Origin of the sequence: Pseudoalteromonas sp. PA2MD11, assembly GCF_017808125.1 — a bacterium.
Classification (GTDB): Bacteria; Pseudomonadota; Gammaproteobacteria; order Enterobacterales; family Alteromonadaceae; genus Pseudoalteromonas; species Pseudoalteromonas simplex.
This window is the reverse complement of sequence record NZ_JADKNF010000006.1, coordinates 78,490-105,020: the sequence shown is the minus strand read 5'-3', so window position 1 is coordinate 105,020 and position 26,531 is coordinate 78,490. Positions and strand designations below refer to the sequence as shown.

At 38.9% G+C, this 26,531-nt stretch carries 25 protein-coding genes; 2 read left to right on the top strand and 23 right to left on the bottom strand.

Annotated features, from left to right (window positions below; all coding sequences use genetic code 11):
- Positions 1-65 precede the first annotated feature (65 nt).
- Positions 66-521, top strand: coding sequence for a redox-sensitive transcriptional activator SoxR (soxR, locus tag ISP07_RS09215; RefSeq protein WP_166338572.1), 456 nt, complete (start codon positions 66-68; stop codon positions 519-521).
- Positions 522-578: 57 nt separating this feature from the next.
- Positions 579-1,178: a hypothetical protein gene (locus ISP07_RS09210; RefSeq protein ID WP_228290567.1), complete on the top strand. Its 600-nt coding sequence runs from the start codon at positions 579-581 to the stop codon at positions 1,176-1,178.
- Positions 1,179-1,217: 39 nt separating this feature from the next.
- Here the strand turns inward: ISP07_RS09210 and ISP07_RS09205 are convergent, their stop codons facing one another.
- The 23 genes from ISP07_RS09205 to tssB form a co-directional block, all read right to left on the bottom strand.
- Positions 1,218-2,384: a lipase family protein gene (locus ISP07_RS09205; protein ID WP_138618920.1), complete on the bottom strand. Its 1,167-nt coding sequence runs from the start codon at positions 2,382-2,384 to the stop codon at positions 1,218-1,220.
- Positions 2,385-2,414: 30 nt separating this feature from the next.
- Positions 2,415-2,846, bottom strand: coding sequence for a DUF4198 domain-containing protein (locus tag ISP07_RS09200; RefSeq protein WP_228290579.1), 432 nt, complete (start codon positions 2,844-2,846; stop codon positions 2,415-2,417).
- A 224-nt stretch (positions 2,847-3,070) separates the two neighbouring features.
- Positions 3,071-3,784 carry a hypothetical protein gene (locus ISP07_RS09195; protein ID WP_209327442.1) on the bottom strand — a complete coding sequence of 238 codons (714 nt, stop codon included), beginning with the start codon at positions 3,782-3,784 and terminating at the stop codon, positions 3,071-3,073.
- A gap of 87 nt (positions 3,785-3,871) precedes the next feature.
- Entirely contained in the window at positions 3,872-4,138 is a 267-nt protein-coding gene (locus ISP07_RS09190) for a hypothetical protein (RefSeq protein ID WP_209327441.1), read from the bottom strand.
- A 23-nt stretch (positions 4,139-4,161) separates the two neighbouring features.
- Positions 4,162-4,737 carry a hypothetical protein gene (locus ISP07_RS09185; RefSeq protein ID WP_209327440.1) on the bottom strand — a complete coding sequence of 192 codons (576 nt, stop codon included), beginning with the start codon at positions 4,735-4,737 and terminating at the stop codon, positions 4,162-4,164.
- A gap of 1 nt (position 4,738) precedes the next feature.
- Complete coding sequence (locus tag ISP07_RS09180) at positions 4,739-5,497, bottom strand: ChaN family lipoprotein (RefSeq protein WP_209327439.1); 759 nt, start codon at positions 5,495-5,497, stop codon at positions 4,739-4,741.
- Between the two features lie 127 nt (positions 5,498-5,624).
- The gene (locus ISP07_RS09175; RefSeq protein WP_194441291.1) at positions 5,625-6,074 is read right to left on the bottom strand and encodes a hypothetical protein; all 450 of its coding nucleotides are present in this window, start codon (positions 6,072-6,074) and stop codon (positions 5,625-5,627) included.
- 115 nt (positions 6,075-6,189) lie between these two features.
- A complete protein-coding gene (locus tag ISP07_RS09170) occupies positions 6,190-6,678 on the bottom strand; it encodes a hypothetical protein (protein ID WP_194441290.1) in 489 nt (162 codons plus the stop codon).
- Between the two features lie 212 nt (positions 6,679-6,890).
- Positions 6,891-11,153, bottom strand: coding sequence for an RHS repeat-associated core domain-containing protein (locus tag ISP07_RS09165; protein ID WP_209327438.1), 4,263 nt, complete (start codon positions 11,151-11,153; stop codon positions 6,891-6,893).
- Complete coding sequence (locus tag ISP07_RS09160) at positions 11,153-11,995, bottom strand: hypothetical protein (protein ID WP_209327437.1); 843 nt, start codon at positions 11,993-11,995, stop codon at positions 11,153-11,155. The genes ISP07_RS09165 and ISP07_RS09160 overlap by 1 nt, the downstream gene beginning before the upstream one ends.
- A 2-nt stretch (positions 11,996-11,997) precedes the next feature.
- On the bottom strand, positions 11,998-12,987 hold the full coding sequence (locus ISP07_RS09155) for a hypothetical protein (RefSeq protein WP_209327436.1): 990 nt from the start codon (positions 12,985-12,987) through the stop codon (positions 11,998-12,000).
- A gap of 1 nt (position 12,988) precedes the next feature.
- Positions 12,989-13,279: a PAAR domain-containing protein gene (locus ISP07_RS09150; protein WP_135926857.1), complete on the bottom strand. Its 291-nt coding sequence runs from the start codon at positions 13,277-13,279 to the stop codon at positions 12,989-12,991.
- A 20-nt stretch (positions 13,280-13,299) separates the two neighbouring features.
- On the bottom strand, positions 13,300-13,656 hold the full coding sequence (locus ISP07_RS09145; RefSeq protein WP_138618898.1) for a hypothetical protein: 357 nt from the start codon (positions 13,654-13,656) through the stop codon (positions 13,300-13,302).
- Between the two features lies 1 nt (position 13,657).
- Positions 13,658-15,511, bottom strand: coding sequence for a type VI secretion system Vgr family protein (locus tag ISP07_RS09140; protein ID WP_209327435.1), 1,854 nt, complete (start codon positions 15,509-15,511; stop codon positions 13,658-13,660).
- Between the two features lie 72 nt (positions 15,512-15,583).
- Entirely contained in the window at positions 15,584-16,063 is a 480-nt protein-coding gene (locus ISP07_RS09135; protein WP_105181734.1) for an Hcp family type VI secretion system effector, read from the bottom strand.
- Between the two features lie 224 nt (positions 16,064-16,287).
- Positions 16,288-18,891, bottom strand: coding sequence for a type VI secretion system ATPase TssH (gene tssH / locus ISP07_RS09130; protein WP_209327434.1), 2,604 nt, complete (start codon positions 18,889-18,891; stop codon positions 16,288-16,290).
- Positions 18,892-18,910: 19 nt separating this feature from the next.
- On the bottom strand, positions 18,911-19,891 hold the full coding sequence (gene tssG, locus ISP07_RS09125) for a type VI secretion system baseplate subunit TssG (protein WP_138618892.1): 981 nt from the start codon (positions 19,889-19,891) through the stop codon (positions 18,911-18,913).
- Positions 19,888-21,714, bottom strand: coding sequence for a type VI secretion system baseplate subunit TssF (tssF, locus tag ISP07_RS09120; RefSeq protein WP_138618890.1), 1,827 nt, complete (start codon positions 21,712-21,714; stop codon positions 19,888-19,890). Before tssF ends, tssG begins: the two co-directional genes overlap by 4 nt.
- Positions 21,711-22,196, bottom strand: a complete 486-nt coding sequence (gene tssE, locus ISP07_RS09115) for a type VI secretion system baseplate subunit TssE (RefSeq protein ID WP_138618888.1) — start codon at positions 22,194-22,196, stop codon at positions 21,711-21,713. The genes tssF and tssE overlap by 4 nt, the downstream gene beginning before the upstream one ends.
- Positions 22,197-22,209: 13 nt before the next feature.
- Positions 22,210-22,977 carry a type VI secretion system accessory protein TagJ gene (locus ISP07_RS09110; protein ID WP_138618886.1) on the bottom strand — a complete coding sequence of 256 codons (768 nt, stop codon included), beginning with the start codon at positions 22,975-22,977 and terminating at the stop codon, positions 22,210-22,212.
- Between the two features lie 2 nt (positions 22,978-22,979).
- Positions 22,980-24,506: a type VI secretion system contractile sheath large subunit gene (tssC, locus tag ISP07_RS09105; protein ID WP_138618884.1), complete on the bottom strand. Its 1,527-nt coding sequence runs from the start codon at positions 24,504-24,506 to the stop codon at positions 22,980-22,982.
- 27 nt (positions 24,507-24,533) lie between these two features.
- Positions 24,534-26,027, bottom strand: a complete 1,494-nt coding sequence (gene tssC / locus ISP07_RS09100) for a type VI secretion system contractile sheath large subunit (protein ID WP_138618882.1) — start codon at positions 26,025-26,027, stop codon at positions 24,534-24,536.
- Entirely contained in the window at positions 26,024-26,527 is a 504-nt protein-coding gene (tssB, locus tag ISP07_RS09095; protein ID WP_119853120.1) for a type VI secretion system contractile sheath small subunit, read from the bottom strand. The genes tssC (ISP07_RS09100) and tssB overlap by 4 nt, the downstream gene beginning before the upstream one ends.
- Positions 26,528-26,531: the final 4 nt, after the last annotated feature.

Here is a 26,531-nt window from a genome sequence, read left to right as displayed (position 1 = left end):
CTTTTTTATGATGTGTGCAGCGTAAAACCTCAAGCTAACTTTAGGTCAACACCTTGGAGCAAATTATGTCAGATAAAAAACTTATTGATGCAAACCTAGCGGTTGGCTTTGTGGCAAAACGCAGTGGCGTAAAAGTTTCGACCTTGCATTTTTATGAGTCAAAAGGGCTTATTCGCAGCTGGCGTAATAATGGTAACCAGCGCCGCTATAAACCCGATGTATTGCGCCGAATTGCCGTTATAAAAGCTGCGCAAACCATGGGCATAACTCTTGAAGACATTAAACAAACGTTAAGCACCCTACCCGAGCAACGCACACCCACTAAACAAGATTGGGCTGCCCTTTCTAAAGTCTGGCAAACGCAATTAGATGAACGCATTCAATACATGCAGCGATTGCGCGAGCGCGTTAACGGTTGCATTGGCTGCGGCTGTTTATCAATGGCTAAATGCCCAATCTACAATAAAGACGATTATTTAGGTGAAGATCACAGTGGCGCTGTGCTATTAGAAAGAGATTAAATACACAAATCAAATAGTTGTGAGATACTAAATCAAAATAGTAAAAGGAATTTAATAATGGATAAAGGAAATACCCCAAAGATCACTACCGCATTTAAAACCGTTGATAATAAAGAACTAAAAAGTACTGGTTTTTGGCTAAACCAATTATTCCTCGTTTTTTCAACTATTTTTGGGGTTTATCTTGCAGCCCAAAGTGGTTTAGAGCAAGCTTTAAAATTCGACTCATTCAGTAAAATGGAAGATAATTATTATCTTAGAACTTCTCTATATGATGAAGTTAAAGATAATGCTGAACATCTCAAAAAATTTGCTAACTTACTAGCAAAAAGCCCACCTAAGTCTGAACTTGAATATAACAAGCCAACCATCGAAAAGTATATTTGGCAGACCATGCAGTATTCACCCACAACCTTAGAAACACCCAGTGAGTTTTTAACTGAAATTCGTCGTTTTTACAGCAAAAGTCAATTTATTATTGATGCAGCAATCAGTAGAAAAATGTCGGCTAAACATGCTTCAAAGCAGTTAAATGAAGCAGTTGATATCATAAATAACAAGACGTTACCAAACTTAAAAAGCAGTGCATTAAAGCTACAAAGCGAGCTGAGTAAGAATGGAATACAAATAAGCTCATTAAAAGAAAACGAAAAATAATAAGAAATGGGCATGCTAACCAGCATGCCCTATTTGTTATTAATCTAAGCCATTTAGGCCATCTTTTGCGGCGCGATAAAGAGCACCAAGAGTCGAGTCAAAAGCCCACTTAATAACACTGTATGTTAGTTCTACGGCTTTGCTAACAACTTTGCCAGCAAACACCAACATATGACCAATAAGACCCAGTGTTTGTGCAGCAAATGAGGCTGATGCTTTCGCAATTTTATCTAAAGTTCGAGCAAGCATATCGTAAAATGTCAGGCCTGTTCCAATTGCTGCTTGTGCAGCAACAGCACTGTAATAACCAGCGTCTTTTAACAAAGTAACAAGCGCCGCACCTAATTTATCTGCCCAATGTGAATTGAATGATGCTTGATTACGATCTTCAAAGTTTAAGCGCACAGGTGTATTCAAATAATGATTTGCACGGATCGTCAGATTGCCCCAATCATTACTATTTGCGGTATTGATGTAGCCAGGTGTCCCACTGAGTTTGTGGGCAGCACCTTTTAAGCCTTGTCCGCTGTCTAAACGAATTTCTTGGCCCTGATAAGGAGCATGAGAAAATGGCCATAACGGCACTTTAGTGACAGGATCGGCACCATGAGTACAACGATAAATCTTATCGATTCTGCCTGTTGCGGCTCTTGAAAAGTTATCTAGACCAACACGAGGAGAGCCAAATGTATACAGCTTTACAGGTAACGAATATTCAGCTTTGATCCAATCTGCCGCTAACGTTGCAAGTGCGCCACCTAAGCTATGGCCAACTAAATGTACGCACCCTGTTACTTTGTCACGTATATTTGCTGTAACAAACTCTTGCAGTCCCGGCTTCATGGTGTAAAACGTTTTATTAAACCCCGCATGAACCATACTACCGTTTGAACCACCACTTAAACCGAAGTTTGCATCTGTTAAACCATCTCTTAAAGAGGCTGTTCCACGAATGGTGATAACAGAATCACCTTGAAACTCATTTTTTCCGTGTGCAACTAAACCAAAACCTGTACTTAAACCAAATAAATGAGAGAAAAAACCACCCGACACACCTTGTACAGCACTTGGATTAATTGAGAAATTAAAGCTATTTCGCAAAGAAGCGTGCAATGAGTGATTAAGTAAATTAGTTGTTTTAATACTTTTTGCTTTATAAGCAAGCTCAGCGAGTTGCACAGCTTGAGTAGGCGTCAAGGTATTCATATAAGTTCCCTTTGTATGAGATGTTTTAGGTTAAAGTTTACATGATGTATAAATCGCAAAAGTATGGCTTGTATCTTCTTCGATAGGAATATCGTATGTTTCTGGCTCTTTAGAAATATCGCATTCTAAATCAGCAAGTAATCGTTTGAGGGTTTGACTATTTTCATGCAGTGAAACCAGTGTGTACCACAATACAATTCCCTCTGGCGTGCCATTTTCTAAATAAATGTGCTGTACCAATGAGTCATTATCGAACATGTTAGCTGGTTTACTGGTTTTAATTGTTTTTTCTGAAAACGTAAAATAGCCCTGTTCATCAGTTACTGTTTCGTCGATATATTCATCACCGTAAGTAAGTGAACGCATTACTTTGGTATTTGCAACAGGCTTCCCATCATCAAGTAGCTGCCCTTTAACAGGGGCAGACAAAATAAAATCACTTTTATTAAAAAAACCAAACATATTCGCAAATACCTGTGTCGTAGTGAATAAAACAAATAATGTAGCAATTAATATAGCTAACTGCCTAACCCTTGATGAGAACACACCAAGCCTCCTTGCAATGCAATTTATGGCAACAAAAACCTTATTATGCTGATTTATACATTATTCATTTACGCAGAATAAAAACAACAAAACAGGTACAAATAATAACTAAAAAACAACCTCCCTTGCAAGGTTAAAAATCAAACTTCAGAAGTAAAAAATATTACATGTATAATTTTTACGATAATAGCCACCCCAACTCCCATTGATAATATATATGCATATAAAAAAACAATCGCTCCGCCAGAGGGGTCATTTATTTTATTAATTTCCATATACATAGAGCAAAAAATAAAAAATATGGCGATATTTATAAACAAGCCAAGAATAAAACTGCCATCAACGAGTGGTGATATACCGATTAACGCTGCCGCAAGTATCAAAAGAGTACCAGATAAAGCTGGCTTTAATTGAAAGCGAAACTCGAGTACTTTAAGTAAAAATGTAAAAACCATTAAACCTAAATAGTAAAATGAAGGCCAAAATAGCTGATAAAACGGCTCAACTTGCTGATCAGCATCAGCAATTGTTGGCTGAACTTCTGGTGAGCCTGTAAATAATGAAATTAACCAATATATAACGCCAAAAATAAGCAGCCACGACGTCAAAAAACGCAAAGTTAGGATGAGATCCAATGGCCTTTTGCCCTTTGATTCTAAAATTTTAGCAAGTGTTAAACCTAATAGTGTGACGCCAGTTAACATCCCAACTGCGAACCAAAACTGCTCCATGTAAAAATAAGCAACACTAGGCGTGATACCCAAAAGACCAAAGTTAAATAGCATGACAGTCGAATCTTGCGAGTCTTCATTAAGATCAACTTCTTTTGCAAATAACGCAAAGTAAACAAACAATGGCTGTAACAGCAGCATTAAAATGCACGCACTCATTAATGACATAAACCATCCTTGTAATTGTTTACCTAACTAAGATTTTGTAGCTTACTGATTAATTCGTTGAAAATAAGGCTTAAGCTTTAAAAGCCCTGACTCAAGTTCAAACTTTTGAATATTTGGATTGGTAGATTTAAGTCCATTGACAAAATGGCTGTGGATCATCGTAGCCATCCCCTCAAACCCCGCTGGCGCACTAGCCACCAAGTCTTTTAATAAAGGTTGAATAAGAACCTGATGCTCTTCGATTAAGTCCGGTTTGTTATAAACATCGTTGACTAGTTGGGTGAGTGTTTGTTGATGTTGTTGTTCCATACTGTTTTATAGCTCCCTGTTATTTAATTTGTTATGGCGCTTTGTGCAGCAAGTGCAAGTAACTCTGCGGCGCGTTCTTTGTGATAGGTAATCTTCGTGTTTTCATAAACATACTGGGCATGTTCATTCATTGCAGCCCACTTCTGTTGGGCCTTATATAAATATGCCAACTCCAAGTGTGCAGCAGTTATTAAAGAGTTCGGCCGATCGATATCTAACTTGATAAGCTCTTTATAAAGTGACATGGCATAATTTATATCTTGTTCCACAAACGTACCTGTCCTGTATAACCATGCAAGTATCGAGTATGCTCGGGGTTCTTTTTCTCCCATTCTTTTTTTGGCTTCAGCAATCAAACGAGAGCCATTTCCTGTATGCATACTTAATGTTACTAAGGAATCCCAGTGTCCCAGCTCAATCGCTTTCTCACACCAAAGCTCTAGTTTTTCGGGAGCATTAATCAAACTTTTATGGCACTGCTCTGCGGCTACTTTTCCCGTTAAGTTAGGATCATTAATATCTATTGAGTTATCCCACCTTGGGCCAGCAGCATAAAGGAGAGGCGAAAATATACACAGTAAAAAAAGAATTCTGAACATACTATTTCTCAAGCAGCATTTTTTCGGGAAGATGTACGGTATAAGAAGGAAAAGAAGAAGGTATGAAAGACCCCTTTCTTGAAAAGTAAACTTTTCTTAGAGATTCATCAGCATTAGACTGGCCTTCACAAACACCATTATTATAACAGGCTACTCCACCAATATACTCTATAAGACTAATGCTACTAACATTTAACCTTAGCATTATTGAATCGATACCAATATGTTTATTACCTGCATTAAATGCATGATATCGATGCATAAATGCAACAATCCGAGTATTTTGATTTCGTTTTAATTCGGCATTAAAAATATTCGCCCACATTTGATTTCTTTGGATATGAGAATCCATACAGGTACTGTTATCAGCTTGTTCCCAGTTACAGCGTCCATCTATTTCATCCATCATTTCAGCTGACATATCTAATGGAACAATTTTCATCCCTAATGAGTTGGCCGCTCTCACTAATTCACTGTAGCCAGTACTCGCAGCATTATTCCAGTTCCAGTCTTCCTGGAAATGTTTCTTTATGGCATCAAACCCCTTTCCAGTACGCTGATAGAACTCGATTTTATCTTTAATGTATAAAGGCAGCATTTCCATTGCAAAGTGAGTAAAGCCTGCTGTTTTTAATTGTTTGAGTGCCTTAATTGCCTCATATTTATACGATAGTGGATTGTGACTAGACTCTGCAATTATCACCAAACGGGCATTTCCTGCCATTGTTTTATAGTTAACATCCGTGTTTATTTCACTCATAGTATTTCCCTATCCATTAATTACAGCTCTTCAGTGAGCTCTTTGTTATCAAACTATAAATTTGTTCCATCACTCCTTTTGAGTGATTAATTATGTTTATTACGGCTAGCATCAATCCAGCCGCAGGCTATTCCTCCACCTCTAAACGGTGACACTCAAGTGGAGAAAAACCTGTATTTTCAATCTTAATTGAACAATTCATATTAACTACATTCTGACTCAACAAAGAGAGTTCTAAGTCAAATGTTAGAATTTGTGAATTAACATTCAGATTGTAGATATCTAAAAATGTTAACTTTTTAAAATCATGTGTAACTTTTAACGCTTTATCATACACGTTACATATATTCTTTCGTTTGATAAGCGCATTACTACCCGCTTCTAAAATCTCTAGTCTTAAACAAGGGAACTCGCTATCAGGATGAAATTTAAGCCAACGAAACAAATTGTCATTGACCCTTTCAACATTCATCTCAATAACATCAAGGCTGACATACGTTTTGTCATCATTACTTAAAGCATCGGTACAAGAAAAAGTAAAAATCAAACAAACATTAATAAATAGCTGTTTCATCATAAACCTAAAACGTCCATATTTTTTAAGTACGTTGCTAAAATATAAATTTAATAGCCTGCCATATTATTTTATCCGTAGCTAATATTCTCTCCCAATATATCTAGGTTAAAATAACTTACTTTCCTAAATCACATCCATCAATTTCCCGTAGTGTTTTTAATAAAATATCATTGCCATTTCTAGAGATGAAATTTGCATGTAAATATAACCTATCTTTTTCACTTTGGTAAAAGTCACTGTTAGAGATCTCTATTAAGTAACTTTTAACTAGTCTTGATTCAATACTTTTAGGGCTTTTAAAAAGCATTGAACCCACCAATCTGCCTCTGGATTTTAAAGCAAAAAATGCCGAGAGATTTGCCATAAAATGAGTTAAATCGTTTTTAGTAATTTCTAAAGACCCTAAAAAATCTATGAAAATTCTATCGAAAACCTTAGCGTTGGTATTACTCATTCTCAAAAATGATTCTACATGGCCTCCAAGGTTTGCACCGTGATTATGTTGTTCAAAATCAGGGGTTTTTACAAAATAATTTTTTTCTCCACGAAAAAAGCTATTTGACTCATTTTTACCTATCGAAACTTCAAATAAATTTGTAACCATATAATATCTCTATTCAATGCTGTTAAGGAGCATAAAACTTTAAATCTTCTGCAGCTTTAATAACTCTGTATACTAACTTTAGGAGTACGTTGCGTATTTTAACTATTTATTTTCATTACGCGTTATTAAGTTAAGCGCTCCACTTCCCAATTCTACACTCACATTCAACAGCCATACTTTTGTATTTTTATGGGATGTAACTTCTTACTACTTCATTTTTTATTATCTTGACCTGTTCGTAATTTCTTTGTGCTTTTAAAGTTACTTGATAATTCTTCAAGACTGTTATTATGAACGACCCTTTCAGAATTTATTAGTGCGGCTTCAGTTATACCACCTTTTGTTTTACCGCCTGGGATCCATTCTCCATCGTATGCTCCACCTTCACGACCATTCGGAATATCATATTCAAATCGTTCATCTCCTGGCTCAATTACCATGTACGTGATTTCATCATTGCTTAGATCTGTATCTTCGCCCAAGCTGAGCTCATCTCTAAGAATTCTCCAATCATTCCCTGACTTGGTATATTTGGAGATAATAACGTCCATTTCACTTTTCAGCCCTACAAATTTTCTTGGCGGTAACGTTGGATATTCAGGATTTAACATCCAACTTTGAATTGAAATGAAACCTGCACCTTGTTGATTAAACAGAGCTACATGCGCATCGATATAAGATTGCGGCAGATATGTTGATGGATCTGGGCGTTCAGCTTTAGGAGTAATTAAAACTTCTTTGACTTTCTTATAACTCCCGGCTGCTTCGGCAGAACTTTTAAAGTGCCCTTTAGTATTTTTCTGAAACGTATTCCATGTATTTTCCTTACAACTAAGTCCAAACGGATCTACCCAATTAACCGGATTCGGCGCGTATTGGTAGTGGTTTATGCCGCCAACTAAGCCTATCGGGTCTTGGTTTATAAAGCGTTGTTGTTTGGGGCTGTAATAACGGTAGCGGTTGTAGTGTAGGCCGCTTTCTTCATCAAAATATTGCCCTTGAAAACGTATTGGCTGAGTGAAGCTGTTTTCTTTATTAAAGTCAGCATTAGCTTCTGGTTCTTCATAGCCGTACACATCGGCGTGGTTTTGCCATACAACTTCTGCGTTATTGTTGGTAACAAAACGTGGGGTGTTTAGTTGGTCTAGGTGGTAGTAATACAGCTCACCTTGTTTAATCAGTGCGACCGGGTGAAATTGATTGGGCAGGTTGATGTACCAGGTATACTCGCCGTGCTGGTATTCTCCTATTAGTTGGTCGTTATCCCAAATATAATCAATCTTGCCATGCTCAGTCTGCTTAGCGATACGACGACCTAGTGGGTCATAGTCGTAATGTGTTAGCGTGCCATTGTTGTTAAAGCTGCTTAATTGGTTGAATGCATTGTATTCACGGTGCGTTTTTATGCCTTTGCCCGTTTCGCGTACTTGGTTACCACAGTCATCGTATTCAAAATCGCTATCGCCAAAATGCGTTAACCTGTCGGCATCGGCTTGGCTATGTGTAACAGCATCATTAGCTTCTTGTTTATTGACTGCTTCATCATGCTGCACTTGAGTTTGACTAACTGGGTTACCAAAGCTATCCCACTGAAATTGCTTGGCAGTTTCTGGCGCTTGTGTATCCGACTTTGCATCAGCTAGATTTTGCTGAATTAACTGGCCAAGGCTATTGTATTCAAACTGTGTATTTTGGCAGCTAATGCCTTGTTCTTTCCGCGCAATAAGTTGATTGATCGCATCATATTGATAATTACAGCTATCAAATAGTGTGTGCTCTGGATGCGATAGTTGCTGCTGCGTTAAACGCCCAAATACATCAAATGTCTGATTAAGGGTAACCTGATTACCAAAACGCTGAGTTTTGATATTATTTTGGCTGTCGTAGCCAAGCTCGACGAGTTTTGCTAACTCACCATCCGCTCGCTTTACCTGTATAGCACTTAACTGGCCAAAACTATTGTAGTTATAATAAAGGGTTGTTGAATCTGGCAAGGTAAGAGACTGTCGTCTGCCGAAGTCATCGTAGCTATATGCGAGTTTATGGGTTTGAGACTGGTTGTGAATTTGCTCAACACTCAGTAGTCGTCCGCCTTTATCAAACGACTGTTTAATCGTTGATTGCTCATTGTGAGCACGTGCTATTTTGCCCTCTGTCGTATAACTGTAGTGGTTAGCGTTATTAACTATGTGTTTATTTGTGGCTAGACTTGCGTGCTGCGAAATAACGCGGCCTAGCTTATCACGCTTAATATTTACATGGCGTTTGTCGCTTTGCGTGACAGCCGCTAAACGATTACATGCGTCGTACTTAAATTGCTGTTCAGTACCATCAAAACCCGTGATTTGTGTTGGGTTTTCGTTTGCATCGTAATTAATGCGATAAATATGGCCGTCACTACGCTCGATTGCGGTTAAATTTCGCTCTTTATCATACGTTAAATGCAGTGCACTGCCATCTGGCTGGATCACGCAGTGAGGTTGGCTTAGTCCCTCAAAGTGCTGCTCTGTGGTATCACCATTACCGTTTTTCGAACGAACTAATCTACCAGCATCATCATAAGAAAAAAGCTGTTGTTGTTTGTTATCAGGGTTACTTTGCTCAAACGCGGTTGTTTCAACTAGTTGCCCTTGCTCATTATATTTATATTGAGTAAGCAGACCGGCTTGGTTAATGGTTGCATTTATACGACCGAGGGTATCGTAGCTGTAACGAATGAGCTCATCATTGTGCTGCTTCGCAAGTAGCTCACCTTGTTCATTCCACGTGTATTTTAATACATGACCGTTTGGTGTGACATGCTGGCTCAAATTACCTTGCTTATCATAACTATAAAGTGCAATTCGCCCATCTGCTTGGGTTTCACTTTGTAATAACCCTGAGGCACTGTATTGGCGTTTAATCTTCTCGCCATTTGGCAAAATAACAACGACTTGTTGACCAAGTTGGTTATAGCCAAATTGAGTGCGGTTACCATCAGCTTGGGTGACTGATTCAAGCTGGCCGTATTCAGTATAGGTATAAAGCGTTTGATAGCCTAGAGCATCAGTTTGCGCTACTTTTTGCCCTAGCGAATTGTAATCATAGCGCGTGATATTACCGTTGGCATCAGTGTGCTCAATCAGCTTACCTTGCTCATTGTGCACAAAGTGCTCTTGGTTGCCGCGTGAATCTATACTGGTTGTTTTATTGCCTTGATACTCGAACTGATAGCAATAGGTATTGTCATCCCCCCACTGTTTAATACATTTGGCATCATAACCATACGAGTCCCACTCAAAGTGATGACTAAAACCGCTTGCTCTGGTTCGCTTTATTAGTAAATTTGCAGCGTTATACTCATAACGCTCTTGTTCAGCAAATTGGTTTGTTGCCGCAACTAAGTTTGACTGTTCATCATACTCATAACTAGCTAATGGCTGATCTAAAAGTACTAATTTGCCTTGTTCGTTAGTACGATAAGCGTGCACCGTTTTGAGTAAACCGTGCTTATTATATTTAAGTACACAGCCGCGTACTTTGTTTACTTCAATACGTTGTAAACGCTCCATCGAATCATAATAAAAACGGGTGCTTTGACCTTTTTCATTGATGATTTTTTCGAGCAACCATGCTGATGCACCCGGCATAAACGTCAGGTGTTTATCATCTGGTGTTACTAATACTTGCTTGCCATTTTCTTTATAATGAAGCACCAAGTTACTACTTAACTGATAACTCGATTGCCCCGGCTTCACTTTTTCAAACTTATGAGTCGCACCATGTTCGTCGTGATACTCAAGCCAGTAAGTGCCCTTTTTCTTTGGGCCCACTTTCGGCGGTGGTAGGTAATGCTCGGTTAATTGCACTAAATAATCGTGACGCCAGCCATTACCCAGTATTGTTTTATGATTACAGTGAGACGAACGGTATAACCGACGCCACGTTAAAGGCCTATTTGCGGCTAATGAGAAGTCAGTTAAAGGAAGAATTTCTTCGCCTGTTAGCATCGAAACCGGGTCTGAACGGCATTCTTGTTCTGTTATAGGCGTTTCACTTGCGGTTGTGTTACTGGCACTGCCCTTATTGCTAGCAGGAGCTTGTGTTGCTTTTTTGGCATTACTTGGCACAGCCGAAGACGCTGAACTGCTACTTTGCGATGAGCGAGTATTATCACTGACTTGAATGGTGCTTTTTACTTGCTGCTGGTAGCACGTAATGGCACCTGAGGTTAAGGCTTTTATCAAAGCCGATGCAGTTTCGCGCGCTGTTGCTTGCCTTGGACAATTTATACCAGCAACATTTAACAATTGAATAAGATCTAATCGTTTAGCAGCATCGCCACTTAATACCGCACCAACCTCAGCTACAAATTTGTAGGCACTATCCGGCGTATTCGTTGCGACAGCAATAAAACCACTGGGGGCTGGCTGTTTAGCTAACACGAGGCAGATGGGATAACGTGTTCCCTGTAACACAACTGCTTTACTATCCATTAGTTGCACATTTCCTTACTTATCCATAAGTATGACGCGACGGCTTGGTACTTGTTGTACTCTTGCGAAATTATTAACGCCTGCCCAAAACGCTCAGCATAAAGGGCGCTATTTGTCAGGCTTGCGAGGTTTACAACCCCTTCTATTGCTCCCATTTTGCCTAATTTATAATTAGGAAGTTGGAACATCGTTTGTTCATTAATTTTTTTACTTAAAACAGGTAAATAACTTATCCAATCATCACTTTCTAGGCCATTTCCTGGGGCAAACACTAAATCTATTTTTTGTTCATTTAGCGATAAAATACGTTCAAGCTCTGCATGTATAGGCTGATGCTTTGCTATATCTACAGAAGAACACATGCTCGTAGATTGCAGCGCCCAGCCTACCTGAGTAAATTCAACACATGCCTTACAAGCCGCAATACCCAAATATTCAAAGCCGTTATGCTTTGAGGCTTTAAACACACCATCAATTGCTACCACATCAAAAGCACTAAAATTTTGCTCTTTAGCTAATGCGATCGCACTGTGCATAGCGTTTGCGCCTTCAAAAATCATCTGTTCGACAGCAATGCCATAACGCTGCTGAAGGCTGTTTATAAATAGTGTTTTATGATCAGTTTGAAAAGGCAGTGCCGGTAACAACCAAATTAACGGTTGCTGCACGTCTGACTCTTTCAATACTGACTTTGCTTTTACAATACAGTCATAAATAAAGGCATCAAATGAATGCCAGTTTTGCACTTGCTCATGACCCGAGCTCCCCTCTAGTATTAATACTTCTGGGGCTACTTCATAAGGTGTATCAAACTGCTGTATTGAAATTTTAAATGCACTCAATGCTAACTCGCTTGACTATTTCGACAGTCATATTTAAGCGCATTTAAAATTGTAATCACCTGCCAACTAAAAAAATCAACACCTTGCAGGCTTGCTACACTGACAGGCCTATTCATCGCAAAGCCATAAACCAGGGTTTGATCATTAAAGTTGATCTTTTGCTCTGGCCAGCTCAATGCAAATTGGCGCTGAAAATCAACAGCGGCTTGCTTACAATCGCCAGCCTGAATTTGAGTATCAAATGCAACTAATTCATCGAGCTGACTACCTAAGCAGCGTTTAATACCAGCAACAAGATTCTTGGCCGACCTCACTTCGGTCAACAGCGCAACAGCCATAGGGACATATTTTGTTGCCCCAGTTTGCAATAGCACCGCAATAGCTTGCTCTCGAGTAAACTGCTGGCTCACATAGTTGCAAACAAAATTCATCCTTTGTGGGTCTAACAATAATAGGTACACAGACATTAACGGTGAATTAATCATCGCAGCCTTTTCAAATGCGTTTACTGTTTCTTGCATTTCAGGCATATCTGGCAGCTGTTTTACAGCACGTTTTATCGCTTTATAAATAATCGCCTGTGTCTCTGATTTACCGTACACATTTGCCCAATTCAAAAGATCGCTATTGGCTGGCCCAGTTATTGTTAAGCTTTTCTGCAAAAGCTTATGTTTTAAAAGCGTAAACTCATGTCGGTTTAATAACCCCAAAAACCTCTGCTTTTGAGAGCTCGACATTAATTGCAGCGCAACCAAGCATGCTTCTGCAATGTCATCTAATGACGTTTCTTGCTGTTTTAACGTCTCGAGCTCTTCAATAATGCACTGCACCATTTCAAACTGTACATTGCTAGCGCTCTGAGATGCTTGTACTTTTAAAATTAACTGCTGACGAACTTGAGCAATAAACCCAATGCTATAAAAAGCACTTTGCTGCATCATATTTAAATTTAAAAGAGCTGCTTTATGCTCATTTAGAATGAGTGATAACACCTTATCCACCAATTAAAACTGTTGGGTTACCTAAAACAATTTTACCGCCATGAGAAGTACTGTCTCCCATTCTAGCCGCAGGTTTCCCATTTATTTTAACTGTGCCAGAACCGCTATTAATGCTATCTGGTGGGCCAACACATACAAGCATGTCGCCTTTTCTTGCGGCAGGCATATTACCAATCAACACATTGGCCGAACCCACTACAATTGGCCCTCCAACATGAGGTACTGTACCTGTTACTTTTGGGCAAACATGCATGTGCCCTAACGTTGAAGCGGGTTTTCCCATATTACCTTCCTTGTTATTAGCTATTCGTTTAAAGGAATAACTTGTAACTTATTTGTGCTCACGAGTTTTGCCAACTCTTGCGCTATTTCTGCATACGAGAGATCGTTTATTATTGAGCTTGTTTGTGTAGCGTATTGGTAAATATGCGACAACACATTGCTACTATTGAGTACAGGGTGAAGGTTTATAAAAAATTGCTCGGCAAAATAACCATCTAGGCCCTTAAAATAATCTATCGGCAAGTTTAAAAACGGATCATCTGGGCGATTTACACAAAGACACACTAAATGAGGAAGCCCATAACGGCAATAAACGGTAAAGCCATTACTTGCTGCGCCATGCACGACACCTGGTTGAAACGTATTAAGTAATTCCATGCTAGTTCAACTTGATCATGCCAGCAGAAAGGGTAATTGCACTCCCATCAACCTTTACGTTACTGCCTTTAATATTTATATTTGTGCCTTCAATAGAAATATTCCCGCTACTGCTCATAGTAATTTTTGCCGATCCGGTCTTAATAACGATTTCTTTTCCTGCTTCGATATTGAGTGATTTACCCACTTTTAATGTGTCATTTTCACCGATATCAACGGTGCGATTCGCTTTTACTTTAGCATCATCATTGTTGCCCACTTCTAGGAATCGATCATTATCAATTTTTTCTTTTTGATCATTTTTTACATACAGCTGCTTATCTTTTTCTGCTTGCATGTATACAAGCTCACTGCCTTTTTTATCTTCAAAACGCAGTTCATTAAAATTATCGGCACCGCCCTCTTTTGTTGAGCGTGTTTTAATACCGCTTTGTGTTTTATCTGCAGGTAATGCATAAGGAGGCATTAAGTCAGCGTTGTATACTGCACCGCTAATGATTGGCTGATCAGGATCGCCATTAATAAAGTCGACTAATACCTCTTGCCCGACACGAGGAAAGAAAAATGCACCCCATTTTTTACCGGCCCAGTTTTGCGCAACCCTGATCCAACATGAACTTTGCGAGTCTTTTTTACCTTCTCGGTCCCAATCGAACTGAACTTTCACACGTCCGTATTGATCAACCATAATTTCATCTGCGCTGTCTCCCGTAACTATGGCTGTTTGCACACCATGAATAACAGGTTTGCGCATGCTGTGAGCTGCACGATATGGCACATCTTTTGGCACACATTCAAAGTGGTTGGTAAATACTTCTTGCGCGCCAGATTGCTGAGTACCTGACTGATTTGGCACCGTTATAGACGTTAGTAACGAGGTGATAGCAAACGTTTTACCTTCTAGGCGCGGGTCTTCATGTTTTTTAAAGCTAAATAATTTACCTACGGAGAATGAACGGCAATCACTTCTACCGCTACTTAACTTCATATTACGCTGTAATGATTCAAGTTGAACGGCTGCCAAACCTGCAGCTCTTGGATGGGTTTCGGCTTCTGCGGTATATTCAAAAATTTCAGCGACTGACTGGGTTGGTAAATCAGCTTTTTTGTGATCGCCATCAGGGTATCGTGGTGGTTGCTTAAAATCATAGCCAATACGCTTGTAGCTGCCAGGCGCAATACTTAAACCACCTTGCCATTTATTTATGTGTGACTCACTGAGGTGACCAGAGGTAAACTCTACTTTTGCTTCAGCGCATTCTTCGTAAGCTGTTATATCATCAGCAAGTACTAACGTATGTGCACTGTTACTATGCTCGAAAAAATAAAAAATACCTTCTTGCTGAAGCAAGCGTTGAATAAAGTCAAAATCTGACTCTTGGTATTGAACACAATACTCGTACTTAGGATACGTTTTAGTTGTATTATCTTTAAAAGCGACACTGTGTTGACCAAACAAATCGGCAAAAATGTCTTTTATAGTTTTCTTTTGAAAGATCCGACTGTTTTTTCGGTTTCGCATTGATGCTGCGAAAGGCACAATTGTAGCGTGGTAATCTATATAATTTTTTTGCTCATCAATATCAGCGGTGCGGCTACCATTAGATACTAATTGGCTAACTATGCCATGAAAATAACGCTCACCTGCGCTATCGGCATTCTTTACTTTAATAGAAACAGGTTTTCCCACCAGATCTTCATGCGCTATTTGTGTACCAATAGTGAACATATTCACTGACATCACAAACAAATCAGACATAGACTCTTGCACCACCAGCCGAGTTAAGTAAAGTGCATCTTTACCTGCTGGGGTGTTAATCTGAATTACATTATTATCTTGTGTCGCTTTTTGCATTCCATGCTTCCTATTTCCTAAAGATCAAAAAAGCTCTGAGTAAAACTCAGAGCTATTAGGTACTGCAAAAAATTACATTTGCTGACCTTTAACACCGCTGTAACCATAAACAAGTGGTGCAGTGATGTTATTTTTGTCGTCTGTAGGAGTAACAGTCATCATCATTTCTGTGTAGCTGATAGTGATTGTTTCAACTGGACGGTCGTTTTGAACTGATACAGAGTAGCTAGAGATCATTGCATCTGTAAGTTCGATTTTCATGATTTCTTCAACTTTATCACCTTGCTTAGTGATGTGGAAAACAGCCGGAAGACCTTTACCAATTGTCGCTTCTTTGAAAAGGTCTGGAGACGCTTTATCTTGAAGTTTAGTGATAGTTACATCACCTAAGCGAGTTGAGCTAGATTCACGGTCCATTGCTGTACCAGTGTGTGCTGAAATTTCACGGCTTACGTTCCAATCTAATGATAAAACTGTGATTAAATCTTTAAAAGACTCAGCAGTAGTTTCGCCTTTAATTGAACCGTATTTTAAATATGTATTTGATTGCATTTGATAATGCTCCTTTTAATTTATAAATAACATCCATTACATTGGATCATTTACTTTTGGTTTCCCAAAATTCCTTTGAAATCATTATCTCTAACTGCGCAACGAAAAGGTCTTCAATATCCTTTCCCTAGACGAAGACAATGTCTCAATGTTCCATCAATTAATGAAGACGGACAAATTATAATCCGACTCCAAAAAAGAAACAAGAAACTAATTTAAATATATCAATTTATATTAACAACAAAAGAACCATCATTTATATCTAATGATATATCATTGATTTTGTTACCACTAACAAGACTATCAAGTAAAGATTCAGATAATAAAGGCAAGACATTATTTTGCAATAATGCATGAATATTTCTTGCACCCGAACCAGAGTCATTACAATTGTTAACTATATAATCTACAACAAGATCTGAATATAAAAAATCAGATTTGTAATTTTTGTTAACTCTATTTTTTATTTTACATAATTGCAGTTTTGTAATTTCTGCAAGAGTTTCTTTATTAAGTGGCAAATAGGGTATGACGTTGATACGACCAAGAAATGCAGCTTTAAATACTTCAAGTAAATCAGTTTGAATAGCCTTTTGCAGACCCTGAACGCTTGGCGCAGTTTCTTCATCTTCAAAAAGACTCATTGTTGTATCAGTACCCACATTTGAGGTCATGATAATAATTGTGTTTTTAAAGTCGATATCTCTACCTTCACCATCTTTAATGGTGCCTTTGTCAAACACTTGATAAAAAATGTCATGTACACCAGGGTGCGCTTTTTCAATTTCATCTAATAAAATAACACTGTATGGCTTACGTCTGATCGCTTCTGTTAATACGCCACCTTCACCATAACCTACATAACCTGGAGGTGAGCCAAGGAGTAACGAAACTTTATGCTCTTCTTTGTATTCTGACATATTGATGACAGTGATGTTTTCTTCACTACCATACACTTCATTCGCTAACGCAAGTGCCGTTTCAGTTTTACCCACACCACTTGGACCCGCTAGCATAAAAATTCCATTCGGGCGGCTTTCGTCTGCTAAGTGCGCTTTAGATGTCTGTACAACTTTTGCAATTAGCTCCAACGCATGATCTTGACCCACAACACGGTCTTTCATTGTGCTGGCTAAATTAAGAACACTCTTCACATCATCTTCATGCATCTTGCCAACTGGAATGCCCGTCCAGTCAGAAATAACTTGAGCAATTAACTCATCATCAACCTGCCAATGCACCATGTTTGAATCATATTTAGCTAAGTTTTCTTTGCATTGTTGTAGCTTTTCAATTTCTTCACTTGGCTGTTCTATTTCATCATTCAGGCCACTAATGACTTCTTTTACATCTTTAATAAGCAACATTTCATTTTCGAACTGCGACTTTAATGGTGCAAGCTGCTCAGTAATTTGCTGGCACTTATTTGTTAAACTCTCAAGCACCTCACTGTGATTTAATCCTGTGCGTTGCTCACGGGTTAACATATTGATTTGCGACTCTATTCCTGAGCGTTCATTTTCAAGCGTTTCAATTGAATTAGGTGTTGATGCTTGGCTCATTGCAACCCGAGCGCAGGCTGTATCAAGTAAACCAACCGCTTTATCAGGAAGTTGTCTGCCGGTAATGTAGCGGTGTGATAAATGTACTGCGCTTTCTAATGCTTGCTCAGAAATGAACACATTATGATGCTTTTCCATAACGGGTACTAAACCACGTAACATCGCAATCGCTTTTTCTGGTGTAGGCTCTTCGACTTTAACGACTTGGAATCGACGCGCCAGTGCTGCGTCTTTTTCAAAGAATTTTTTATATTCAGCCCATGTTGTGGCTGCAATTGTTCTGAGTTCACCGCGCGCTAGTGCCGGTTTTAATAGATTTGCAGCATCATTTTGACCTGCTTGACCACCACTACCGATCATAGTGTGCGCTTCATCGATAAATAAAATAACAGGATTTGGGGTATTTTTAATTTCCGATATTAAAGACTTAAGTCTATTTTCGAACTCACCTTTCATACCAGCACCTGCTTGTAATAAAGCAAGGTCTAGAGTGTGAATTTTTACATTTTTTAGAACATCTGGAACACTGCCTTGTGCAATCCTAAGCGCTAACCCTTCAACAACGGCCGTTTTACCAACCCCAGCTTCACCAGTTAGAATTGGGTTATTTTGTCTGCGTCGCGTAAGAATATCGACCATTTGTCTAATTTCAAAATCGCGCCCCAAAATTGGATCTATCTTTCCTGCTTTTGCCTGAGCTGTTAGATCAACTGTAAATTGATCTAAACTCGGCGTTTTAGAACTTGTAGATACCGATGTTTCAGTCTGACTATTTGCCACAGGGCTTTGTTCTTGTGACTTAGCGACCATTTCAGGCCAAGCATGCAATAATTGCCCTGCTTCTATCTTATTAAACTCTTTACTACAACGACTCACTAAACTTGCTAAAGTGTCATCTTTTACCAGCGTGTAAATTAAGTAAGCACTACGAATTTGTGTATCTGTAAAATCAATGCTCGTACTAAGCCACGTTTGCTTAAGCAAACTGGTAACATGCATCGATAAGCTCGGTGATGAGTTACAACCCGTTTTGTGCATTTCTAAAGACTTATTCAAATCATTTTTTAACGAGTCGCTGTCAATATCGTAAGCGCTCAAAATAATTCTAAAGTCATCAAGTTGTTGTTCAAGCATTGCTAATAACCAGTGCTCTAATTCAACAGTGAAGTGACTTCTGCTATTACAAATTGCAACAGCTTGTTCAAGACTCTTTTTGCACTCAGGGCTTAATTTTTCAACGAGTGTATTTAGCGTCATTGTAGACATAATATTTCCTTGTATTTATTTATCCTTTGAACGAAAGCTCAGAGACTTTGCCGTCTATAGTTGCTTTTTCTGAAAACAGAAAACTATTACAGCCTAATTGAAGTCGCTCTTTTAATAGTTGCTTTGCACCAAGTTTGTAGAAGTTTGCTTTTACTATTAGTGCATGCTGAATTTGATTACCAACAAAATCATTCACTATTTGATGGGCTAAATTCCAAAGCTCTTGCTGTGGTAGAAGACGGGCTGTTTGGTGCTCATTTTTGGGCTCAATAGTAACTTCTATCTTTGTTGAGATGTCCCAAACTTGCTTACCTGCTATTGCGTCAATACCAAGCCTTGCATGTTGTCCTGCAAAGCCCCCGCTGTTAATGCGGGTTTGCTCTGATTTTTTTAGTGGCTGCCACTGACCCACAAACTGATTTATGCTGACGTCACAACCTAAATAGAAAGTTAAAATATTTCGCAGATCAGCAATATTTCGCGTTTTTCGACTGAAAAGACCACTGAAATAAAGCTGATGAGGGGCATTGCCCCCACTCAAAAGTGCCAAAATTTTCGTGTGATTATCTTGATTGCTGTTAGCAAAATTAAGCGCGGGTTTATACTTTTTCCAAGCTCGGTAGTACAACGAAATCAAACGATGATTAAACATATCGTAAAAATCTCTCATTGTGCTGTCTTTGTAGCGCAATCTTTGCATCACCAATTCACTATAAAAGTGTGGCAATGCGCCTGAGCAACCGGTCATCCCCATAAATGATATTTCCATATCAAACTGAGTGATCCCTGCAACGCTTTTAGCAGGTTTTAATTTAGTTATCGCATTACCCGCAAAGCCAAACTTTTGTGTTGAACTAAACTTAATCAGCTCTAGTTTTGGCTGACAATCATAGCCAACTTTCCGGTAGTGCTGAGCCGTACTCGATAACTGCGACTCGATCACAAACACGGCTTTGTAAAAATCTATTTCTGTCGCGTTCTCGAGCAATTGAGCAATCATAGTAGCACCTCTGAACCGACTCTAGCTGGCCACTGATGATAAACTCTGTCTTGTTCTTTTAACTTTAGACTTAAGCGTGTAAAGCTATTAATTGATGCAAATTGCGAGAAAAAACAATCAAGAACTGAAGCAAAAAAGAACACCCCACTGCCAGCGTAATCATCATTTGCAAACGTAATTTCAATATCGGTACCTGTTGCAAATGCAACCCGCCCATTTTGCACAACTCGTGCAGTTGCGGGTTCAATTTTGACGCTATAGATATTATCAATCATCCCTTTTGATTGGGGTGTTGCTTTAAAATCATATAGTCTCAATGTTTCTTTCAATTTCTCTACGCTGTGCTCACCACTGAATGAATCAAGAGTCAGATGATTAATCAGTTGCCAACGAGTATTGCTACCCAACACAGGTCTTACCGCATGAGTAGGTGCAACTAGGCACCTGATTTTTTTGATGACATCGCCACGCTTTGGTAATGTAAAACCAAGTTCATCATCACCAAATGGTAAACTAGCTGGTAGATTACGGTTACTACACTGCGCCCGTGCTGTTACGACCGTATTTCCCTCACTGAGTGCTTGCGCACTATTTTCAAAGCCACCATTTACTAATGACAAATAAGTTTCGGTGCCCGCTTCTGCATAACCACCGGCCCAAAGGGCTGTTTCTCGTCGAGTATGCCAATAGAGATCTTTATGCTCTTGATATTTAGGGTGTGTTTGCGCATAAAAAGGCGTCACCAGCTGTTTATTCCCCTTGTGGTCAAATGCAACTACTTCTTCAAGACTAATAACTTCTGATATTTCAGAGTCGATATAACGTGGTGCAAGCTTATACTCATATTCGCTTAGCTCTGGGCGGATCGGTTCAAGTTCTTGTTCATATAAATTTATGATTGGCGTGCAGCCCAGCAAGAACATGTCTTTATCTACTTGCTTCTCCAACTCGCTCGACTCAACATCTAAATAAAAATAAAGCGTTGTAGTGCTTGCATTGCGTGGTAGTACAGAACGAATATTTTGTAACTCAAAAAACTTAAATTTTTCAGGAAAAATAAAGTTCTCGACTAATAGCCTATATGCTGATGATGAACGCATTGAATAAGGTACTACAGCCTCATGCTCCTCAAAACCAACTGATTTTAAATGAGTTTTAGAGAGGTAATGCACTCCCTCATCGCCATTATCTACTGCTATTCCGATACAATGTTTAAACAATAGCTCGTATACTTTGAGCGTATAATGCCATTGTCCATGAATATAAATTTTTAAATCATTTAGCTCTGTTTCATGCAATGAAACGCCATCATACTCACCTGTCAGTTGTAACTTAAAAATCGCTTTAGCTGGTTCATTAAACTTTGGTTTAGGCGCAATAAAAGGACTGTTATCAAACTGGGCAGCGGTTATCTCTACAGGCCACAAATTGGTATCAAAACAGCTTTGAAATTTACACTGTTTCATTCCTTCTACATTAGTTTCAAGCTCACTCCCACGCGGAATGATGACCCCAGTCGTTGATAGGTTTTCTGACTCTAACTTTACAATTGATAATGAAGGGATCGGTGCTTGGTAGTCAGGATAAAGCTGACCTAATAGCGCATCCGTTAACTCAGGAAAGCTATCATCAAGTTTTTGCCTAATGTTGGCAGTTAAAAATGCAAATGATTCGACTAACCTTGAAACATGAGGATCTTCTATCACTTCGTCTGTAAGTTTTAACCTGCCTGCCACTTTTGGGTATTTTTCTGCAAAGTCTTTCCCAAGGTGGCGCACATAAGCTAATTCACGATTGTAATACTTTAATAATTCATCATTCATAGTGAAGACTCATAGATTTTCATACCTAAACTAACTGGCTCAACTTCAGAGTTAAAACTGATGTATTCAGGCTCAGGATCGGCATATAACAAGGCATTAATTCTTAGGTTTAAAATGCGGTTAAGGGGTAGCTCTTCATCAACTAGCACTTCAACTTCAATAAACCTAGGCTCAAATCGCAAAATTGCATCTCGAACTTTTTCACATAACGCTGCTCGCCCCTCATGGGAACTTACAACCATGCTTGAAAAGTCTGGCAATCCATATGATAAACACGATGTTGCAAGCTCACTGTATTGACTTGGCCATGTATGCCACTGGATCCGAGCATTTAACAGTGCTTCGATATCTCGCCTAACGTAATTTTTTAAAAGTGATAAGCTGATACCATCCGTTCGCTGTGGCGAATCCTGTACTTCAGGCTCGTCATCTATCAAGCGGTCTAAAATTGATGCTTTGAGCGGCTGTTTGCTTGCAATCATGAAAATTTCACGCTCAATTAATGAAAGAGCCAAGTTCAGACAATAAAACCGCTTCATCATTTATGAACAGCATTTTCATCCCGCGGCCTAAATACATTTCTTCACTTATTTCATGCCATTCAGTCACTTGACCTAATTTTTCAATTTCGCTCTTTGAGTGTGGGTAAACAACTGGGATATGAGCAGTACCGACAGGTCCATCTTTGATAGTTACTTCAACGCGTAGCCAAATTTGCTCAACGATTGATTCTATTGGCTGAACTTCAAACTTTTCGATTTCATCGAAACGAGCTAAATAAAACTCGCCATTGGTACCCAAAAGTTCCAAATATGGGTTTAATGAATCATCAATATCTCTTATTGCAGTAAGTTGCTCATTTACTGTACTTATCCTGAGAGACTCAACTTTAGCTGCCTTTTCAGTCGCTGATTTAAAATCATCTTCGCGTAAATCGATATGCATCTGAAGAAATACTTCATCTAGCTCATCTGCTTCATGAAATAGCTTAGGGGCCGCTTTACCTTCGTAAAAATCCTGTCTTGCTTGCTCAGCTCTAATTAGGTGCCTTAAATTAACAGCGCCCACCGCTAGCTCAGGCGACTTTGTCACCATAAAATCTAATTGTTTATCAGCTTTTTCAAGCTCACCGTTCACACACAATAGTTCCGTGTAAGCACTGCGAATATCAAAGTTAAGTGGATCATCTTTTAGTTTCTGTGCGCAATACTCTAATGCATCAGCTAATTTTCCATTGCGAATACACTCATGGATCTTCTTCATTTCTATTCCTTTATTTGGTGATGAGGACTTAGTTCAGTCACTAATTTGATACTTGATATCATTTGATCAAGCTGAAAATGGGGTTGTAATTGTAAAACAGAAAAATAATGGCCTGGCCTCGATTTATTTTCAGTCACTTTTACTTTTGCATTCGCCAAAGGATACTTACTTCTTATTTGCTCTGAGGCAGAATCCGATGCTGTAGTGTAGTTGTTAACCCATGCTTGCAAACCTTGTTCACAGGCTTGGGCTGTACTATAAGAGCCAACTCGATCACGCGCTAACAGCTTTAAATAATGAGCAAAGCGTGAAACACATAAAATATATTGCAGCATAGACGATAAGCGAGCGTTTACAGTAGAAGCCTCACTATCGTAGTGTTTGGCTTGCTGAGCTGATGCATTACTATAAAAAACGAGATGCTCAGTATTTGTCACTGACGATGCTGGGATAAACCCAAGTTCAGAGAACTGCTTTTCTAATTTACTAGTCACAATCAAGTCTATTGGTGGCTTAGCTTCTTTTCTGTAAACATCGGTTGAAAAGTAATTTTTCGTCAATCCGGTAACGATGCCTTTAGATATTTTGCCAGGCTCAATGCCTCTTATTTGACCAAACCAACCACTTTCTGCATAAGCTCGCACTAATGTCGACACAAATTGGTAAGCGGCGTTTCCCCATAACATTTCTGTTTCAGGCGTGGTTATTTTTTCTGTATATAAAAAATCTAAGTGACGTGTGCCGTCGTTTTTATAGGGTGCTCTAACTAATACATGCGGCAATACAAGACCAACAAAACGCGCATCTTCCATGTTCCTAAAGCTACGCCACTTCGTATATTCGACCTGTTCAAACTGAGTATACAAATCAAATTGATAGCCTAAATCAGTAAAACTATTTGCACCAAATAAGCTTGCAGACACAGCAGTAATAAATGGCGAAAAAGAGGCTGCGGCTACTTTCGAAATTTCTTTTAAGGTGTCTATATCGTTGTAAATTGTACCCGGTGCATTGCCATTGGTTATTTCGTAATCACCAATCAATACACCAAAAGGCTCACCGCCTGGACGATCGAACTCATTTTGATAAATTAATTGGAAGAAGCTACTTTGATCAAAGTCGATTGCTTTATTAACATCTCTCGATAACGTATTCCAGTCACAATCTAACAGCCGTAACTTTACTTTTTTTTCTTTATCATTAAGTTCTGTTTGTAAAGTTAACCACCACAAATTGCGCCAGCTGGCTTCTAATTGTTGTAACTTGGGGTGATGTAATATTTGATCTAATTGCTTAGAAATAAGCGAATCAATTTTGACAATGGTCAGTTGCAAATATGAACTAATTGACTCTTTATCCCACTGTAAGGGGGAATCTGAAGAGCCTTCAAGCCATAATAACAACGCTTTAAATGTTTCTTTCTCATTAAGAAATCGTTCCAATAAAGCGCTATTTTCGAAGATATCAGACGCTGTATTATTTGAAATTACAGCGTCTTCTCCTATGAATGAAAACTCTTCACAGTTCATTTTGCATCATCCTTAATGCAGAAAGGGTTAGCCAATCTCAGGGATTTTGGCAACCAATCTAAGCGATGACGTAAGCTCTTCCATTTGTAACCATGGTCTTAACCATGCAACGGCATTGTAGGCTCCTGGTTGACCAGAAATTTCTTTCACAGAAACTTTTGCATCGGCTAGAGGGTAACGGGCTCTAATATCTTGACCACCGCCCTCTGTTGCATTGACATATGATAGTATCCAACGATTTAACCATGATTCAACATCTTCAGCTTCCATGTAGCTACCAATTTTATCGCGCGCCATAACTTTTAAATAATGAGCAAAACGTGATGTAGCCATTATATATGGCAAACGCGCAGAAATTGCAGCATTTGCAGTTGCATCAGGCGTTGAATAAACTTCTGGTTTCTGGCAAGTTTGACCACCAAAGAACACCGCGTAATCAGTATTTTTATAATGGCACAGTGGTAAGAAACCAAGCTTACTTAACTCTGCTTCACGTCGATCAGTAATACCAATCTCTGTTGGGCATTTAAGATCAGGATCACCATCATCACTAGTGAATATATGCGTCGGCAAACCTTCTACTTTACCGCCGCCTTCAGCGCCGCGAATAGCGGTACAAAAACCATATTGAGAGAATGCTTTTGTCATATTCGTTGCCATTGCGTAGGCAGCATTACTCCAACAATAATCAGCGTTATCGGTACTTACAGAGCGACCGGCAAGTTCATCAACTTCAAACTCTTCATAGTTGAATTCTTCAACCGGTTTAGATGCAGCACCGTAAGGTAAACGAGATAAAAATCTTGGCATTGTGAGTGAAACAAAGCGTGAATCATCGCTATCTCTAAATGAGCGCCATTTAGTGTATTCAAGAGATTCAAAAACTTTTTCAAGATCTCTTGGTTTAGTAAGCTCTTCCCAACTATCAAAACCAAAGAGTGAAGGTGATGATGCTGAAATGAACGGACAGAAACCCGCTGCAGCAACGTTTGACATTAAGCCAAGAGTTTCCACGTCTTCAGGGTGATTAGTAAATTCAAAATCACCTACAATAGTGCCGTAAGGTTCACCACCCGGTGTACCAAATTCTGACTCGTAGATTTTTTTGAATGTTTGGCTTTGATCAAACTCAACCGCTTTACTTAAATCTTTATGAAGTTCTTTCTTCTTCATATTAAGTACGCGAATTTTTAGAGTTGAGCCAGTATCTGAATTCATCACTAAATGATTTAGGCCACGCCATGAACCTTCTAATTTTTGAAAGTCTTCATGGTGCATAATAACACTGAGTTGTTTCGATATTTTTTGATCGATCATCTGAATCGCTTCATTGAAAGTCACTGTCATGTTTTTATTCCATTGAACAGTGCCTTTTAAAGCTTCTTCAGTTAATGTGCGTAGCAGCTCTTCAGCTCGACTTGCATCTGTTTGCTTAGTTGCGCCTATAGCTTGAGTTAATAACGATGCTGATTCAGTCGCTGTTGCTGTGTCTAATTCTTGGGCTAGTGTTTCGGTACTCATTTTTCAGACTCCTCTAACTTTAGCTCTTTAGCAATTGAGTCAAGACTCGCTGTGTTGCTTAACACTTCTTCTAAAACATTCTCTAGCTCTTCTGAGCGGTCAATCTTAGTCATTAAGTCACGAAGTTTATTACGTGTCTCCATTAGGTTACGCAATGGTTCAACTTGATTTACGACAGCTGCTGGCTCAAAGTCATCAATACTTTTAAAGTTGAGATCAACGCTAAATTTAGTGCCATCATCAGTTAAAGTATTATCGACATCTAACTTCAAAGAAGGGCTCATTTTCTTTAAAACATCGTTAAAGTTTTCTCTATCAATTTGGATAAAACGTCGGTCTTTTAAAGGTTTTAATACTTCTTGGTTATGACCTGAAAAATCCCCCATTACCCCAACCACAAAAGGCAGCTCTTTTTTTACAATTGCACCTTCAGTTTCAACGTCATAGGTAATGTGTACTCTTGGTTTACGTACACGTTTTAATTTGTCATGGATACTCATTCAA

Excerpts from the sequence above, each read along its gene's own strand:
- ISP07_RS09210 (WP_228290567.1), top strand. The coding sequence starts at position 579 with ATGGATAAAGGAAATACCCCAAAGATCACTACCGCATTTAAAACCGTT.
- tssC (WP_138618884.1), bottom strand. The coding sequence starts at position 24,506 with ATGAACTGTGAAGAGTTTTCATTCATAGGAGAAGACGCTGTAATTTCA.
- ISP07_RS09200 (WP_228290579.1), bottom strand. The coding sequence starts at position 2,846 with ATGTTTGGTTTTTTTAATAAAAGTGATTTTATTTTGTCTGCCCCTGTT.
- tssC (WP_138618882.1), bottom strand. The coding sequence starts at position 26,027 with ATGAGTACCGAAACACTAGCCCAAGAATTAGACACAGCAACAGCGACT.
- ISP07_RS09110 (WP_138618886.1), bottom strand. The coding sequence starts at position 22,977 with ATGAAGAAGATCCATGAGTGTATTCGCAATGGAAAATTAGCTGATGCA.
- tssG (WP_138618892.1), bottom strand. The coding sequence starts at position 19,891 with ATGATTGCTCAATTGCTCGAGAACGCGACAGAAATAGATTTTTACAAA.
- ISP07_RS09185 (WP_209327440.1), bottom strand. The coding sequence starts at position 4,737 with ATGTTCAGAATTCTTTTTTTACTGTGTATATTTTCGCCTCTCCTTTAT.
- ISP07_RS09205 (WP_138618920.1), bottom strand. The coding sequence starts at position 2,384 with ATGAATACCTTGACGCCTACTCAAGCTGTGCAACTCGCTGAGCTTGCT.
- ISP07_RS09140 (WP_209327435.1), bottom strand. The coding sequence starts at position 15,511 with ATGCAAAAAGCGACACAAGATAATAATGTAATTCAGATTAACACCCCA.
- soxR (WP_166338572.1), top strand. The coding sequence starts at position 66 with ATGTCAGATAAAAAACTTATTGATGCAAACCTAGCGGTTGGCTTTGTG.
- ISP07_RS09150 (WP_135926857.1), bottom strand. The coding sequence starts at position 13,279 with ATGGGAAAACCCGCTTCAACGTTAGGGCACATGCATGTTTGCCCAAAA.
- tssB (WP_119853120.1), bottom strand. The coding sequence starts at position 26,527 with ATGAGTATCCATGACAAATTAAAACGTGTACGTAAACCAAGAGTACAC.
- ISP07_RS09145 (WP_138618898.1), bottom strand. The coding sequence starts at position 13,656 with ATGGAATTACTTAATACGTTTCAACCAGGTGTCGTGCATGGCGCAGCA.
- ISP07_RS09190 (WP_209327441.1), bottom strand. The coding sequence starts at position 4,138 with ATGGAACAACAACATCAACAAACACTCACCCAACTAGTCAACGATGTT.
- tssE (WP_138618888.1), bottom strand. The coding sequence starts at position 22,196 with ATGATTGCAAGCAAACAGCCGCTCAAAGCATCAATTTTAGACCGCTTG.
- ISP07_RS09170 (WP_194441290.1), bottom strand. The coding sequence starts at position 6,678 with ATGGTTACAAATTTATTTGAAGTTTCGATAGGTAAAAATGAGTCAAAT.
- ISP07_RS09135 (WP_105181734.1), bottom strand. The coding sequence starts at position 16,063 with ATGCAATCAAATACATATTTAAAATACGGTTCAATTAAAGGCGAAACT.
- tssF (WP_138618890.1), bottom strand. The coding sequence starts at position 21,714 with ATGAATGATGAATTATTAAAGTATTACAATCGTGAATTAGCTTATGTG.
- ISP07_RS09175 (WP_194441291.1), bottom strand. The coding sequence starts at position 6,074 with ATGATGAAACAGCTATTTATTAATGTTTGTTTGATTTTTACTTTTTCT.
- ISP07_RS09165 (WP_209327438.1), bottom strand. The coding sequence starts at position 11,153 with ATGGATAGTAAAGCAGTTGTGTTACAGGGAACACGTTATCCCATCTGC.
- tssH (WP_209327434.1), bottom strand. The coding sequence starts at position 18,891 with ATGTCTACAATGACGCTAAATACACTCGTTGAAAAATTAAGCCCTGAG.
- ISP07_RS09180 (WP_209327439.1), bottom strand. The coding sequence starts at position 5,497 with ATGAGTGAAATAAACACGGATGTTAACTATAAAACAATGGCAGGAAAT.